Raw genomic sequence first — 15424 nt, 5'->3', positions numbered from 1 at the left:
TTGTTTCATGTTCAATGACTTGCCGCCGTCGCGCCCATCTCATTGAGTAGCTGGAAGGTCTCGAACCGCTCCAGCGCGAACGGCTTCAGGATATCGGGCACGCGGCCACTGGCGATGGTCTCGGCCATGCGCTTGCCGGCAACCGGCGTTGCCTTGAAGCCCCATGTGCCCCAGCCGCAATCGAGCCACAGATTGTCGAGCGGGCTGGCGCCCATGATCGGGCTGTAGTCCGGAGTCATATCGGTAATTCCGGCCCATTGCCGGAGCAGCCTGACACCTTGCAGGAACGGGAAGAGATGCACGGCGCCTTCGGCCAGATGCTCTTTCATGTCCAGCGTAGAGCGCGTCGAATAGAGCTGGTAAGGATCAGAGCCACCGCCGATCACCACTTCGCCGCGCGACGACTGCACGAGATAGGTGTGCAGCGAGACGGAGGAGACCAGCGTGTTGAGCCATGGTTTCAGGGGCTGCGTCACCATTGCCTGCAGCGGATAGCAGCGGATCGGCAGCTCGACGCCGGCCATCAGCGCCACATCGTAGTTCATGCCGCCGGTCGCGATCAGCACCTGGCCGCAGGCGATGCGGCCGCGGTTGGTCTTCACCGCCTCGACCCGGTCGCCGACGATTTCAAAACCTTGCACCTCGGTGCGCTGGTGGATCTCGACACCGCGCCGCGACGCCTGTGCGGCATAACCCCAGGCGACCGCATCGTGCCGCGCGGTGCCGCCATCGGCATGCCAGAGACCGCCGAGGATTTCGAGCGCGCCGCCATAGTCCATGTTGAGGGACGGCACCAAGTCTTCGACTGTCTTCTGGTCGACCACTTCGGTGCGTGTGCCCAGATGCTTGCCCATCTCGGCGCGTGAGTGGAAGCTGCGCAGCGTCGCTTCGCTGTGTGCAAGTGTCAGCTGGCCGCGCTGCGAGAACATGACGTTGAAATCGAGCTCCTGCGACAGCGTCTCGAACAGCGCCACGCCTTCCTTGTAGAATGCGATGCCTTGCGGTGTGATGTAGTTGGAGCGGATCGTCGTGGTGTTGCGCGCGGTGTTGCCGCCGGCGAGGTAGCCCTTCTCGAGCACCGCGACACTGGTGATGCCGTGGTACTTCGCCAGATGATGCGCGCATGACAGACCGTGGCCGCCGCCGCCGATTATGACGACATCGTAGGACGGTTTGAGCTCGGGCGTGGCGGGGATATCCTCGCTGGCCGGATAGTCCCGGCTGAGACCGTATTTCAGCAGTCTGAGCGGCATATCAGTCTACCACGCCGGCCGCTGAAGGATTTTGCTGATCACTGGAGGATCGTAGAGCAGGCCTGAAAGATCGGTGAAGCGGCTGTCGGGGTCGGTGAGCGACAGGATGGCATCGCGGATCGCCATGGCGCGGCCTCGTCCGAGCACGGGCGTTGCGAACTCCATATATTTGGCCTCGATGTCCCCTGACGCCAGCGGCGCTTCCGGGCCGCCGCGTGCATGGACATCGCCCGAGGTCAGCACCCGTCCGTCAGTCGTGGTGATGATGACATCGGCCCAGCGGCCCGCCGGGAAGCGGGCGCTGTGGCGCTCGTGCTCCGACACGCTGATGCGGGCGAGCATCTCGGCGACAGCTGCATCCTCAAGGCCGGCGCCGGATATGTGCTCCAGCCCGATGCGACCATGCAGGATGAAGGTCGCAACGGCAAAGCGCAGGCTGTACTGCGCCTTCGACGTCGTGTCGGGCATGCCATCGAACAGCGTCGCGGCATAGTGGAAACTGTTGACTTGGACATGGCCGATGTCGGCCGGCGTCAGGTGATGTGAAAGAACCAGTCCGCGCGTCGCGTCGATCGCTGCATGCGCCCAGCGGCAGATCGGGTAGGGCTTCACATATTGATGCAGCGTCTGCCAGAAGACGCCGAGGTCCCGCCAATGATCGGCGACTTCGGGCGCCTCGACGGTGATGGCTGGCGCGCCGGTGAAGCCGCGTTCGGCAAGCACCGCCGCCGACAGGCCGGTCAGCGCGCCGATGCCCGAACCGTCATGCAGCATCGTCGGCGTGGCGATCTCGCGCATCATCTGGCTGCGCGGACCGTGATACTCGGCAATGCCAAGCGCCTCGCGCAACTGCCCGTCACTCAGCTTGCGCAGACGCGCCGCCACGGCGGCAACGCCCAGCGCATTCCAGGCACCTGACGTATGATAGTCCGACACCGTCGCATGCAGCGCGATGCCGGCCCGTCCGGCGACCTCGTAGCCGATGACCAGGGCTGCCAGCGCGTCAGGGCCGCTAAGCTCAGGAAGCTGTTCCGCCAGCGCCGCCAGCGCCGGCACCACCACCACGCCGATATGGCCCTTGGTCGGGCTGTAACCGTCATGGCCGTCGAGATTGTCGATCTGCGTCGCGGCCGCGTAGGCCGCCCCCGCCGTCGAGGCGCGGCGGCCGTCGAAGAGCATGCGTGCGCAATGCTTGGGGTCGTTCGAATTGTAGAGCAGGGTCGCGGTATCACGGGCGATGCGTCCGGCCTCCATCGGCCCCGCCGCAATCGCAATTCCAATCGTGTCGAGCAAGAGGTAGCGGGCCTGGTCCAGCACCGCCGCGGGGAAGACCGATGCCGGCCGGCGTAAGACGAAGTCGGCCACGCGCACGGCAGTTTCAGCGCTCGCATCCGGCCCTTCACGGCGATGGGGCGACACAGCCACTTGCTTCACTCCCTCTGTCGTCACGACATCATTAATTTGGGTCCATCGCGCTTTCACGCAATTAGTTCAGCGGCTTTGGCCAAAAATATCTATGCCATGTCGCTTGCGTGCAATTGAACGCCGGCGGCTCCATGGTCTACCTATTCTGGCACAGCGCAGGAGCCGGAGATGAAGCCACCCCCGCCTTTGAACTATATCAGGTCATTCGAGAGCTCGGCCCGGCATCTGAGTTTCACCATGGCAGCCAAGGAGCTTGGCTACACGCAGGCGGCTGTCAGCACGCATGTCCGCTCGCTCGAACACTACATCGGCCGGCAATTGTTCATCCGCTATCCGCGCAGCCTCAAGCTGACCGAGATGGGCGAGGCGTTTCTGCCGACGCTGCGCCAGGCGCTCGACCAGATCGACCAGGCGACGGAGGCGATCGTCACCTCGTCGCGCAACCGCACCGTGGTCGTCTCCTGTCCGATGAGCCTTGCGGAAAACTGGCTGGCCGGCTGCATGGCCGCCTTCCGCAAGAAGCATCCCGAAATCGAGATCGTGCTGCATGGCACGATCTGGGAGGATCTCAGCGAACAGATCGCCGACATCACCATTTCGACGCGGCGCTTCGACGATCGCCCGCCCGCCGCCATCCCGCTCTGGAATGACGAACTGGTGCTGCTGTGCGCACCTTCGCTGCTCGAAGGCGAGCACGCCGTCAAAGCGCCGGAGGATATCCTCAAGGTGGACCGGATCTTCGTGCATGGCCGCCAGGAATACTGGCAGGTCGTTGCCACCGCGCTCGGCGTCGACATGCAGGATTTCGACAAGGGCCTGTCGACCAACGCCTCCAACATCGCGCTCGAGCTTGCCGCCATGGGCGCCGGACTCGTCGCCACCCAGCGTTCGCTTGCCCACGCCTATCTCAGGCGCGGACTGCTCGTCGAGCCGTTTGCGGTCCGGCCGCCAAGCCCCTGGAATTACTACCTGACCGAGACCCAGCTTTCCAAGGGCAACATCGCCCGCACGGTGCGCGAATGGATCATAGCGCGGGCGCAGGAAGACAGCGCCTGAGGAGCGGTCGCCGACATCGGCATGACCGCACGTGAAAAAATTTGAGACGCCAATGGCATTGTTTTATTAGGTCTCGCAGGCCGGTTTTCAGCGGTTTGTGAGGCCTCAAGCCCTTCCGGGATTTTTGCATCGGCTCTAACATTCTCCGCGCAATGGGGAATGAACGGGCGGAAAGCCCAAACCGGAGAAGCAACAATGGCACTTTTCAGGAGCAACGGTGACCGCGTCCCGGCGGTCATCGAAAGCTACGCAGATGAAGTCAGAAGCGGCAGGATGGACCGCCGCGAATTCCTCGCCATGGCGAGCGCGATGGGCGCCTCGACGGCGTTCGCCTATGCAATGGCTGGCCTTCCCACGCCGGCTGAAGCTGCAACGATGGAGCCTGGCAAGAAGGGCGGTATCCTGAAGATGCAGATGATCATCAAGGACATGAAGGATCCGCGCACATGGGACTGGTCGGAAATGGCCAACGTGCTGCGCCAGTGCAACGACTACATGATCCGCTACACCCAGGACTTCACCTTCGAGGGCCATCTCATCGAAAGCTGGGAGGTCAGCGACGACGCCACCGAATACACGCTGCATGTGCGCAAGGGCGTGAAGTGGTCGAACGGCGACGAGCTCAACGCCGACGACATCGTCTTCAACATCGGGCGCTGGTGCGACAAGGCGGCCGAAGGCAATTCGATGGCTGGCCGCATGGCCACGCTGATCGATCCTGCCACCAAGAAGGCGATTGCAGGCGCCATCACCAAGGTCGACGACCATACGGTGAAACTGAAATGCGGCCAGTCCGATGTCACCATCATACCCGGCTTCGCCGACTATCCGGCCATCATCGTCCACCGCGACTTCGACAAGAACGGCGCCGACATGACCAAGACGCCCGGCACCGGCCCGTATGAGTTGATCTCCTACAAGGTCGGTGACTCGGCCTCGGTTCGGCGTCGCAAGGACTTCACCTGGTTCGGCGGAGAAACCTATCTCGATGGCGTCGACTGGACCGACTACGGCACGGACGCTTCAAACCCCGCCATCGCCAGCGCCTTCGAAGCCGGCGAGATCGACTGCAACTACCAGACCGTCGGCGGCACGGTGGACCTCTATGACGGTATGGGTCTGGTCAAGGAATCCGTCGTCACCGCGGGAACGATCGTGCTGCGCACCAATATCAGCAACAAGCCCTATGACGACAAACGGGTGCGAAACGCGATCCAGCTCGCGGTCGACAACGAGACGGTGCTGAAGCTCGGCTATAGCGGCCTCGGCCAGGTCGCCGAAAACCACCATGTCTGCCCGATCCATCCCGAATATTACGAACTGCCGAAAGTGCCGCGCGATCTCGCCAAGGCCAAGGCGCTGATGACCGAGGCCGGCCAGATGGATCACGAGTTCGAACTCATCTCCTATGATTCGGACTATGTGAAGGACCCTGCCGACGTCGTTGCCGCGCAGATGCGCGAGGCCGGATTCAAGGTCAAGCGCACGATCATCCCGGGCACTTCGTTCTGGAACGACTGGACGAAATATCCGTGGTCGACCACCGAATGGGGCATGCGTCCGCTGGGTGTACAGGTGCTGGCGCTCGCCTACCGCAGCGGCGAAGCCTGGAATGAGTCGGCCTACGCCAATCCCGAGTTCGACAAGAAGCTCAATGCCGCACTCGCCATCGCCGATACGGCCAAGCGCAAGGAGTTGATGAAGGATGTCGAGTTCATCCTGCAGGATTCTGGCGTCCTGGTTCAGTCGTTCTGGCGCTCGCTCTACCGCCATCACGCCACCTATGTGAAAAACCTCAAAATGCATCAGACATTCGAGCTGCAACTGGAGAAGGTCTGGCTCGACAAGGCTTGAACTCTAAGCATCTAGGGGGCGGCCCGATCGCCCCCTGGAGTTTCGCCAAGGCGACGAGACCGAATTCATTGATCTGGAACAAGACAAGTCGCCGAACACAAAGGGAAGAAATCTCGATATGCGTACCCATGCACAAGCCGTTGTCATCGGCGGCGGCCTGATCGGCTGCTCGATCCTCTATCATTTGGCCAAGCATGGCTGGTCCGATGTCGTCCTGCTTGAGCGCGACGAGCTGACCTCCGGCTCGACCTGGCACGCGGCCGCCAACATTCATGGCCTGCATGACTCGACCAACATCAGCCGCCTGCAGCACTACACCATGGCGCTGTACAAGGAGCTGGAGACCGAGACCGGCCAGGGCTGCGGTATTTTCCAGCCGGGCTCGCTCTATCTTGCCCAGACCGAGGCGCGCGAGCACCAGCTGCGGCTGCAGGAGGCCAAGGCGCGGCGCTACAAGATGAATTTTTATGAAGTCGCGCGCGACGAGGCGGAGCGCCTCCATCCGCTGGTCGATTTCGACGGCATACGCTGCATCATGTACGAACCCGAAGGCGGCAATGTCGATCCGTCCGGCGTCACCGCCGCCTATGCGGCAGGCGCGCGCCAGCGCGGCGCCGAGATCCATCGCTTCACCCCGGTCACCGGCACTGAAGCGCAACCTGACGGCAGCTGGATCGTGCGCACGCCGAAAGGCGATATCCACACGCAATGGGTGGTCAATGCCGCCGGCCTGTGGGGCCGCGAGGTTGCCGCCATGGCCGGCCTGCAATTGCCGCTGATCCCGACCGAGCACCAGTATTTCGTCACCGAGACCATTCCCGAAATCGCCGCCATGGGACGCCGGCTGCCTTCGGTCGCCGACCGCGACGGCGAATATTACCTGCGTCAGGAAGGGCTCGGCCTGCTCATCGGCGCCTATGAACGCAACATGAAGTTCTGGGCCGAGGACGGTACACCGCTCGACTTCGGCCACGAATTGTTTCCCGACGATCTCGACCGCATCGAGGACAATATGATGCGCGCCATCGCGCGCGTGCCGGCGGTCGGCAAGGCAGGCGTCAAGCGCGTCATCAACGGCCCGATGATCTGGTCGCCAGACAGCGCCGTGCTGTTCGGCCCGGTCCCGGAATTGCAGAACTATTTCTGCTGCAACGGCATCATTCCCGGCTTCTCGCAATCCGGTGGCATGGGCAAGCTGGCGGCCGAGTGGATGATCGAGGGCGAACCGTCGCTCGACATGTTCGCCTGGGACATGGCGCGGTTCGGCCACTGGGCCGGCAAGGCCTTCACCAAGGCCCGCGTGCAGGACCAGTACAGCCACCGCTTCAAGATCCATTTCCCCAATGAGGAACGCGCCGCCGGGCGCCCCGTCCGCACGCGGCCTGCTTACGAGATGCAAAAGCAGATGGGTGCCGTCTTCGGTCTCAACTTCGGCTGGGAGCATCCGCTCTGGTTCGCTGCCGAGGGTGAGCCGCGCGAGGAGACGAACGGCTTCACCAGGCAGAACTGGTGGGGCCCGGTCGGCCGTGAGGCGCGCATGCTGCGCGAACATGCCGGCATCATCGACGTCTCGAATTTCGCCAAATACGAGGTCAAGGGGCCGGGCGCCGAGGCCTGGCTGAATTCGCTGTTCGCCAACCGCATGCCGTCCGAAATCGGCCGCTCCTGTCTGACGCCATTGATCGGCAAGCGCGGCGGCATCGCCGGCGACTTCACCGTGACGAAGCTTGGCCAAGACGAGTTCATGGTCTTCGGTTCCGGCATGGCCGAGCGCTTCCATCAGCGGTTCTTCAAGGCGGTCCCGTTGCCCGAAGGCACGAGCTTCCGCTCGCGCACCGAGGAAATGGGCGGCTTCAACGTCGCCGGTCCGAAGTCGCGCGAATTGCTGCAGCGGCTGACCAATGCGGACCTGTCGAGCGAAACGTTTCCCTTCATGCGCTCGCGGCGGATCACCGTTGCCGGCGTCGACGTGGTGGCATTGCGCGTCTCCTTCACCGGCGATCTCGGCTGGGAGCTTTATTGCCCGGCCGCGGACCAGGTCGAGCTCTACAGTGCGCTGCTCAAGGCTGGCAGCGAAGTCGGCGCCGGTCCGGTCGGCTCGCGCGCGCTGATGTCGCTGCGCGTCGAAAAAGGCTATGGCAGCTGGAGCCGCGAATACTCGCCCGAATATTGGCCGCAGGAGGTCAAGTTCGACCGCCTGGTCAAGATGGACAAGGGCGACTTCCTAAACCGCGACGCCTATGCCGCCATCTCCGAAAAGCCGGCCCGCGACCAACTGATCATGCTGTCGATCGCCGCCAAGGATGCCGACGCCACCGGTGGTGAGCCTATCTTTCTCCCCGACGGCACGCCGATCGGCCAGGTCTCGTCAGGCGCGTACGGCTACTTCGTCGAGCAGTCGCTGGCGCTGGGCTATGTCAAGGCAGGCTCCGCCAAGGCTGGAGACAAGGTGTCGGTGGCGATCCTCGGCCGGCCGCACGACGCGGTGCTGTTGAGCGAGCCGCCGTTCGACCCCGAAGGCAAGCGGCTGCGGGCGTAGACGTATGGCTTTCCGGGGCGCCCGGAGAACCTGAGTCAGGAAGATTTCAACGACGAAAAAGGGGAATCGCATGATCAAACGGCATCTGCTTAGCACCATGTTTGCCCTGCTTCTGACGTCCTCTGCGCACGCGGCGGACGTCAAAGTCATCAATGACGACGCCTGGTTCGCCGAAGGTCCGGTCTGGTACCAGGACAAGCTCTTCTATGTCGAATATGGCCGCGGCACCGTGGACGTATGGGACGGCAACAAGAACGAGATCTTCTGGAAGATGGACGGCTGCGGCCCTTCGGCGGTGCTGCCGACGACGTCAGGCGAGTTCCTCGTCACCTGCTACGACAGCAACTCGATCGGCCGCATCTCCGCCGACGGCAAGACGCTGCCGGCCTATGACAAGGATACCGACGGCAAGCCGTTCAGCGGACCGAACGACTTCGCGCCCGACAAGGACGGCGGCATCTATTTCACTGGCTCCGGCAAGGGCGGTCCGCTGATCGACGCTTCGGCCTATTACATCGGCAAGGACGGCAGCGTAAAGAAGGTTGCCGGCGACCTGCACAATGCCAACGGCCTCGTCATGTCGAATGACGGCAAGATCCTCTATCTGGTCGAGACCGAAGACAACAGGATCATCGAATTCGATGTCCAGGCTGATCACAGTCTGAGCAACCGGCGTGTCTTCCTGCGCCTGGACGATCTCTTCCCCGACCAGCCGCACATCTGGCCCGACGGCATCAAGATAGACAAGGCGGGTGAGATGTATGTCGGCCAGAGCCCGCGCTCGCTGGACGCGCCAGGCAAGATCATTGTCGTCGACAAGGACGCCAAGCTGCTGCGCACGCTTTCGGTGCCGTCGCCCTCCATGCCGAACTTCGCCTTCGGACCGGACGAGAAGGTGCTCTACGTGATGGCGCTCGACCAGATCGACGCAGCACCCTGGCACGGCAAGGTCTACGAAGTTCCGAACAAATAGGCGTTCGCCGCCTCAGCCGCCGAAGCGGTCCAACCAGTGCTGGGCGAGGTCGGAGCGGCGGCAGATCCAGATGTCGGGATTGTTTCTGACTTTGTCGAGGAAGCGGGCCAGGCCGATCATGCGGCCCGGCCGTGCGGCGAGCCGGCAGTGCAGCGACACCGTCATCATGCGCGGTGTCGTCTGTCCTTCGGCCAGCAGCCAGTCCACCCCATCGCTGACATAGTCGAAGAACTGGCTGCCGGTTTCCAGGCCCGAGCCGCGCGAGAAACGGCTGTCATTGTTGTCGAAGGAGTGCGGCACCACCAAGTGTCGCTTGCCGTCGACCTCGACGAAATAGGGCAAATCGTCATTGTAGTCGTCGCAATCGAACAGGAAGCCGCCATGTTCGACCACCAGCCGCCTGGTGTTGAGGCTGGGCCGGCCGGTGTACCAGCCGAGCGGACGAATGCCGGTGATCTGCTGCACCGTGTCGACGGTCATGGCGATGTGCTTGCGCTCCTCCGCCTCGCTCAGCGGCGCGTAGTCGATCCAGCGCCAGCCATGGCAGACGATGTCGCTGCCGAGTTCGGCCATCGCCTTGCCGGCCGCCGGATTGAGCTCCAGCGCCCGCCCGACGACGTAAAAGGTCGGAACGATGCCCTTGTCCCGAAACAGCGAGGCGAGCCGCCAGACGCCTACGCGCGAGCCGTATTCGTAGAGCGATTCCATGTTGCGGTTGCGCAGGCCGGGTACCGCTGGCGATACGGCTAGATCCGACAGGATCGCCTCGGAGACACCGTCGCCTTCGTCGATGCTGTATTCGGCACCTTCCTCGTAGTTGACGACGATATTGAGCGCCAGCTTCGCACCGCCGGGCCACGCAGCGGCAGGCGGCTTTTCGCCATAGCCGATGAAGTCACGGGCCGGCAGATATGGCATCGCTCAAGTCTCCCTCTGATATCATCGCAAATTCAGCCGCCGCGCAGATCGGTCAGGATGTGCAGCGCACGGTCCATCATGTCCTGCGGCCCGACCGTTGCGCGCAGGCAATCGGTCAGGCCATAACCGCCGAGGCTGCGCACAATGATGCCGGCACTGCGCAAGGCGGCATCGGCGGCCACCGCTGCGGCCGCGTCGCCGAACCGGATCAGCACGAAATTCGTTCGGCTTTCGGGAACGCTGTATCCCGCCGCTCTCAGATCCTGGGCAAAGCGGTCGCGGATCGCGGCCGTGCGCGCCACCGTCTCGCGCATATAGGCCTGGTCCTCGATTGCCGCGACCGCCATGGCGAGGCTTGCCGTGGTGACCTGGTTGGAGTTCTGCAGCTTGCGGATTTCGGCGGCGATCACGGGCGGAAACAATCCCCAGCCGACACGCGCGCCGGCCAGCCCATAGGCCTTGGAAAGGCTGCGCAGCACGACGGTGTCGCCGCGCCCGACGAGCGCGAAGACCGGCTGCGGGTTCTGGTCGTCGAACTCGCCATAGGCCTGGTCGATTACCAGCAGCACGTCGCCGCGCAAGGCGGCGCGCAGGCGCAGCAGTTCGGAATTGCGGATGCGGGTGCCGGTCGGATTGCCGGGATTACAGACGAAGACGATCCGCGTCCCCGGCGTGACGGCAGCGAGGATGCTGTCGACGGACACGATGAAGTCGCGCTCCGCCACCTTGACGTAGACGGCATCGACCCGTGAGGCGGCGGAGGCCGCGAAATTATAGGCGCAAGCGGTGGCCAGCACCTCGTCGCCTGGACCGGCAAACGCCGCGACGGTGCAGGCGATCAGGTCCATGGAACCCGCACCGCACAGGATCAGCTCGCGTTCGACGCCATAGGCCTGCGCGATCGCTTTGCGCAGCACGGTCCAGTCCGGATCGGGGTAGAGATGGCTGCGCGCGATCGCGTCCTGGCCGGCGGCGATCGCTTTGGGGCTTGGCGGGAAGGCACTCTCGTTCTGGGCAAGCGTCGGCCGGTCATAGCCGCCGAAATTCGCCAGCGAGAAGGCCGACATCGCCTCGATATGGGCGGCAGCTTTCAAAGGCATGCCGCACCCCGGACAATCTTGTTGGCGATCATTCCCCCGAACTGCCTCCCTCGGACCGGCTTTCGAGCAAGCTACAAGCCGCCGGCCCGATCACAAGCAAAAACTCGCCGCGCAATGGCCGCGAAATTCTGGCCCTTCTGTCTGCCGCAATCGCATGGCGTCGGCGTCGATGTTGCAAATGGACCGGCCAAGTCCGAAATATCGGACTGAGACCTGATCCGGAAACGGTATGCACCCAAGATTGCTCAAGACCTTCCTCGCCGTGGCGCGGCACCGCAACATCACCCGCGCATCGCGGGAGGTTCATCTGGCGCAGTCGAGCGTCAGCGACCAGATCCAGTCGCTGGAAAGCGAACTCGGCGGCGCCCTCTTCATCCGCTCGCGCGACGGCCTCGACCTGACGGCCGCCGGCGAAGCGCTGAAACCCTATGCCGAAGAGATCCTGCAACTGACGGAAGAGGCGCGTATTGCTGTCGAGGCAACGACGGGAACGACCGCCGCGACGGTGACGGTCGGCGCGCTGGAGACGATTGCCGCCGTGAAACTTCCGCAATGGCTGGCGGCCTTTCGAGTCGACCACCCGGAGATCGGTCTGCGGCTGAAAATCGCCGGCAGCGATGCGCTGCTTCGGCAGGTCGAAGAAAGCGAGATCGACGTAGCCTTCTGCTTCGACAAAGGCGGGCTCGATGAACGCCTGGCCAGGCGCACGATATCGACCGAGCCGCTGGTTCTTGTAGCCTCCGCCGATGATGCGGCTGTACTGAGGCAAAACGACCTGGCCGCGCTCGCCGCGATGCGCTTCGTGGTGACGGAAACCGGATGCGTCTACCGGCATCTGTTCGACACGGCCTTTGCCGAGACAGGCGTAGCAGCGCCAAGACTTGCCGCCGAAGTCGGCAGCATCGGCGCCATTGCGGGCATGGTGGCGAGCGGTGTCGGCATGGGCCTGGTGCCGCGGCTGGCCGTTGCCGAGGCGCTCGATCGCGGTGAGATCGTCGAACTGCCGTGGCCGGGTTCGGCCCGCACAGCCTCGCTGGTCATGATCTGGCGCCGCCGCCGCGTGCAGCCGCCGGCGCTGAAATTGCTGCTGGCGGCAGCGAGCGAGACTTTCGCCTCGCTCAGATCAGCCGGTGACCACCCTCGACATGCAGAACCGTCCCTGTCGTAAAGCCGTTGCCCATCAGGAAGGCGATGGCGTCGGCAATGTCGTCTGGTTGCCCGACGCGCCCGACCGGCAGCCGCTTGGCCATTGCATCGAGCGTCTCATCCTTCTTGTCACCGGCTACAAAACTCCAGATCGGCGTGTCGACCCAGCCCGGCGAGACGGCGTTGACGCGGATCGGCGCCAGTTCGACCGCCAGTGCCCGAACCAGCCCTTCCAGCGCCGCGTTGACGGCGGCGACGACCGAGCCGCGTGCCGCCGGCCGATAGGCGGCAATGCCCGAGGTGAAGGTGATGGAACCGTTGGTAGAAAGCTGCGGCGCGCCATGCTTGGCCAGCAGCAGCGGTCCATAGAACTTGCTTTCGACGACCCGCTGCGCCGCCTTCAGGTCGACCGCGGGCAGCAATTCATAGGCACCTTCGATGTCGGCTGCGGTGCTGACGAGGTGATCGATGCGACCGACCTGCGCGAACAGATCCGCGACTTGATCTTCCCAGGCGATGTCGGCCGCGATGGCGCTCAAGCCAGCGGGGTTTTGCAACGCTTCGCTGGCGCGCTTCAGCTTGGCTTCACTGCGGCCGACGATGATGACTTCGGCGCCTAGGTCCAGGCAGCGCTTCGTCAGCGCCAGCCCCATTCCGGAGCTGCCGCCAACGACAATGATTTTTGAATTTGCGATGTCTGCCATGATGTCCGTCCTGTCCTGAACCGCTTCGGGCGAGACTTCGCAGACCGGCGGCAGGAGTGGAAACGGAAGAAAACGATAGTGCCATCGGAGGCTCCGATGGCACTTGTCGTCAATGCAGGGAGTCAGGTCAGTAGCCGACGGTGAAGCGCTGGCGGATATGCGCAGGCTTTTCGATCTCGTCGGCCATGACGATGGCATAGTCCTCGAAGGAAATGCTGCTGCCCTTGTCGGAGGTCAGCAGCGTGTCCTTGCCGACGCGGTATTTGCCGGTCCGCTCGCCGGCAACGAACAGCGCCGACGGCGACAGCAAAGTCCAGTCGAGGTCGTCGACTGTCCGCAGCGTGTCGAGGAAGTCGGCGCCCTTCTGCGCCTCGGCCTTGTAGATCGCCGGGAAGGTCGGTGTATCGACCAGGCGCTTGCCCGGCGCGACTTCGAGGCTGCCGGCGCCGCCGACGACGAGGTAGCGCTTGACGCCGGAGGCGCGCACCGCTGCGATCAGCGTGTCGGGATCGCTGTCGAGGAAATGCACCGAGGTGATCACCGCATCATGGCCCTTGATCAGGGCGGAGAGGCCATCCTTGTCGAAGACGTCGCCTTTCCTGGCGGTCACGCCCGGCAGGGCGGCGATCTTGTCCGGATTGCGGGCGATGGCGGTGATGGAATGGCCGCGATCGGAGAGCTCTTTCAGCAGGCGCGAGCCGACCTGGCCGGACGCGCCGATGAGTGCGATTTTCATGGGGATTTCCTTTCGTCTGGGGGAGGATGCTTGGTGGATCACGCCGCCGCGATATGGGCGACGAGATTGTCGTAGCTGCCGAACAGTGGATTGGCGCCGATCAGGCGCGGTGCTGTCTTTCTGACCACCGCGAGCGCGGGAACGCCATTGGCGTTGAGTCGCTGGAACAGTGCCCGACCGCGGCCGACGAGGTCGCGATGCGACAGCATCAATGCATCCGTCGGCGCCTTCACCATGTTGGCTGCATCGTCCATCCCGGCGTCGGCCAGCACGGCAGCGACGCCATCGACCGTGACGATGTCGCGGCCGTCGACATAACGGGCATGCTGGATCGCGCTTAGGGCGGGCAGCCGGCGGCCCGGCTCGTCGAGGCCGGCCGCAACGATGCCGAGCGTGGCGGAACTGGAATCGAGCAAGGTGTCGGAAACGTTGAGCACATTGTCTAGATAGGCTTGCGTGAAGCGTTGTCCGCTCAGCCGCGCGATGCGCTGGTCGTTGTCCCAGGCATAGGCGGCGAAGCCTGCATCCAGCGGCCGTGGGCCGGCGCCGGAGAACAGGCCGGTCGGCACAAGCTCGAGCGCGACGCCGTTGGCGGCCAGCCTGTCCAGCATCGGCGTGGCGCCGTAGCACCAGCCGCAGAGCGGGTCGAAAAGATAGGTCACGGTTGCGTCGGTCACGGCGGACTCCATTCGTCGTCCGAAAGATGGCAGCCGACACGCTTGCGAAAAATAGCGATCAATCATACAAACTGTCTGATCAGATCAGACAATGAGCGATCCGTGACCGAGCTTCTCAACCTCAACCGGCTCGTCTACTTCACCACCGTTGTCGAGACCGGCTCGTTCACGGCGGCCGCCGATCGGCTTGATGTCGCCAAGGCGGTGGTCAGCCATCAGGTCGGCAGGCTGGAGCAGGAACTGGGCGCGACGCTGCTGCGGCGCACGACGAGGCGCGTTGCGCCGACCGAGGAGGGGCGCCTGTTCTACGATCGCGCCGCCATCATCCTGCGCGAGGCGGAAGCCGCCTATGGCGATATTTCGCAGAGCGCCTTGAAGCCAACTGGCATGTTGCGGCTGACGGCGCCGCTCGACTATGGCGAGAAAGTCGTGGCGCCGACCATCGCCGCCTATCTGCGCAAATACCCGAAGATGCGGATAGAGACGATCTTCGACGATGCCGTCAGCAATCTGGTCGACGAGCAGATCGACCTCGGCATTCGCGTCGGCTGGCTGGTCGATTCCAGCAATCTGGCGCGGCGGCTCGGCAGCCTGCAGCAATTTGTCGTCGCCAGCCCGGAGCTTGCCGCCAGGCTGCCTAAGGATGCTGGCCCCAGGCAGGCCAAGTCGCTGCCCTGGGTCGGCAATGCCCAGCTGCGCGGCGTCGGCCAATGGTTGTTCTCGAAGGACACGGAGACGGTGCTGGCCGAGCTCAACCCGGTCGTCAGCTGCGACAAGACGCCGGGCGTGCTGTCCTGCGTGCTGGCCGGCATCGGGCTCGGCATCTTCCCGGATTACAGCGTCGCCGACGATCTCGCCCGTGGTCGCCTGGTGCGGGTGTTCGCGGACTGGACCTTGCCGTCCGGCGGCATCCATGCCGTCTTTCCGCCGGCGCGCTTCAGGCCGGCCAAGGTGCGCGCTTTCGTCGACCTGCTGATCGCGGCCGAAAGGCGGCGCGCGCGCAGTGCGGGCTGATTTCGGCGCCGGTTGGCAATGCCGGCAAG

Annotated in this window: 13 protein-coding genes; 6 read left to right on the top strand and 7 right to left on the bottom strand. The window is 63.9% G+C overall.

From position 1 onward, the window contains the following. Nucleotides 1–11: 11 nt before the first annotated feature. Both H0241_RS28035 and H0241_RS36265 read right to left on the bottom strand, forming a co-directional pair. Nucleotides 12–1253, bottom strand: a complete 1242-nt coding sequence (locus H0241_RS28035) for an FAD-dependent oxidoreductase (RefSeq protein ID WP_181061017.1) — start codon at nucleotides 1251–1253, stop codon at nucleotides 12–14. A 6-nt stretch (nucleotides 1254–1259) separates the two neighbouring features. Further along, nucleotides 1260–2678, bottom strand: coding sequence for an MmgE/PrpD family protein (locus tag H0241_RS36265; RefSeq protein WP_328824850.1), 1419 nt, complete (start codon nucleotides 2676–2678; stop codon nucleotides 1260–1262). 168 nt (nucleotides 2679–2846) lie between these two features. Here H0241_RS36265 and H0241_RS28025 point away from each other — a divergent pair, with 168 nt between their 5' ends. The 4 genes from H0241_RS28025 (at nucleotide 2847) to H0241_RS28010 (ending at nucleotide 9100) form a co-directional block, all read left to right on the top strand. Then, nucleotides 2847–3734, top strand: coding sequence for a LysR substrate-binding domain-containing protein (locus tag H0241_RS28025; protein WP_181061016.1), 888 nt, complete (start codon nucleotides 2847–2849; stop codon nucleotides 3732–3734). A gap of 195 nt (nucleotides 3735–3929) precedes the next feature. Continuing rightward, nucleotides 3930–5588 (top strand): ABC transporter substrate-binding protein, encoded by a 1659-nt coding sequence (locus H0241_RS28020; protein ID WP_181061015.1) that lies wholly within the window; start codon nucleotides 3930–3932, stop codon nucleotides 5586–5588. Between the two features lie 118 nt (nucleotides 5589–5706). Beyond that, nucleotides 5707–8127 carry a GcvT family protein gene (locus H0241_RS28015; protein ID WP_181061014.1) on the top strand — a complete coding sequence of 807 codons (2421 nt, stop codon included), beginning with the start codon at nucleotides 5707–5709 and terminating at the stop codon, nucleotides 8125–8127. Between the two features lie 70 nt (nucleotides 8128–8197). Then, complete coding sequence (locus tag H0241_RS28010) at nucleotides 8198–9100, top strand: SMP-30/gluconolactonase/LRE family protein (protein WP_181061013.1); 903 nt, start codon at nucleotides 8198–8200, stop codon at nucleotides 9098–9100. Nucleotides 9101–9112: 12 nt separating this feature from the next. Here the strand turns inward: H0241_RS28010 and H0241_RS28005 are convergent, their stop codons facing one another. Further along, the gene (locus H0241_RS28005) at nucleotides 9113–10018 is read right to left on the bottom strand and encodes an allantoinase PuuE (RefSeq protein WP_181061012.1); all 906 of its coding nucleotides are present in this window, start codon (nucleotides 10016–10018) and stop codon (nucleotides 9113–9115) included. A gap of 32 nt (nucleotides 10019–10050) precedes the next feature. Then, nucleotides 10051–11118, bottom strand: coding sequence for a pyridoxal phosphate-dependent aminotransferase (locus tag H0241_RS28000; protein ID WP_235984523.1), 1068 nt, complete (start codon nucleotides 11116–11118; stop codon nucleotides 10051–10053). A gap of 229 nt (nucleotides 11119–11347) precedes the next feature. Between H0241_RS28000 and H0241_RS27995 the strand changes: the two genes are divergently transcribed. Beyond that, nucleotides 11348–12286: a LysR family transcriptional regulator gene (locus H0241_RS27995; RefSeq protein WP_181061011.1), complete on the top strand. Its 939-nt coding sequence runs from the start codon at nucleotides 11348–11350 to the stop codon at nucleotides 12284–12286. Here H0241_RS27995 and H0241_RS27990 read toward each other — a convergent pair. The 3 genes from H0241_RS27990 to H0241_RS27980 all read right to left on the bottom strand — a co-directional run bounded on the left by H0241_RS27990 (nucleotide 12237) and on the right by H0241_RS27980 (nucleotide 14393). Beyond that, nucleotides 12237–12968 (bottom strand): SDR family oxidoreductase, encoded by a 732-nt coding sequence (locus H0241_RS27990; protein ID WP_181061010.1) that lies wholly within the window; start codon nucleotides 12966–12968, stop codon nucleotides 12237–12239. The genes H0241_RS27995 and H0241_RS27990 overlap by 50 nt on opposite strands. Nucleotides 12969–13095: 127 nt before the next feature. Then, entirely contained in the window at nucleotides 13096–13704 is a 609-nt protein-coding gene (locus H0241_RS27985) for an NAD(P)-dependent oxidoreductase (RefSeq protein WP_181061009.1), read from the bottom strand. 38 nt (nucleotides 13705–13742) lie between these two features. Continuing rightward, entirely contained in the window at nucleotides 13743–14393 is a 651-nt protein-coding gene (locus H0241_RS27980; protein ID WP_210285107.1) for a DsbA family protein, read from the bottom strand. Nucleotides 14394–14483: 90 nt separating this feature from the next. On the opposite strand from H0241_RS27980, the gene H0241_RS27975 reads away from it, so the two are divergent. Beyond that, nucleotides 14484–15395 carry a LysR family transcriptional regulator gene (locus tag H0241_RS27975; protein WP_181061007.1) on the top strand — a complete coding sequence of 304 codons (912 nt, stop codon included), beginning with the start codon at nucleotides 14484–14486 and terminating at the stop codon, nucleotides 15393–15395. The last annotated feature ends 29 nt before the right edge of the window (nucleotides 15396–15424 follow it).

Source organism: Mesorhizobium neociceri (assembly GCF_013520985.1).
In the GTDB taxonomy this organism is placed as follows: domain Bacteria; phylum Pseudomonadota; class Alphaproteobacteria; order Rhizobiales; family Rhizobiaceae; genus Mesorhizobium; species Mesorhizobium neociceri.
This window is presented reverse-complemented; position numbering and strand designations above follow the sequence as displayed.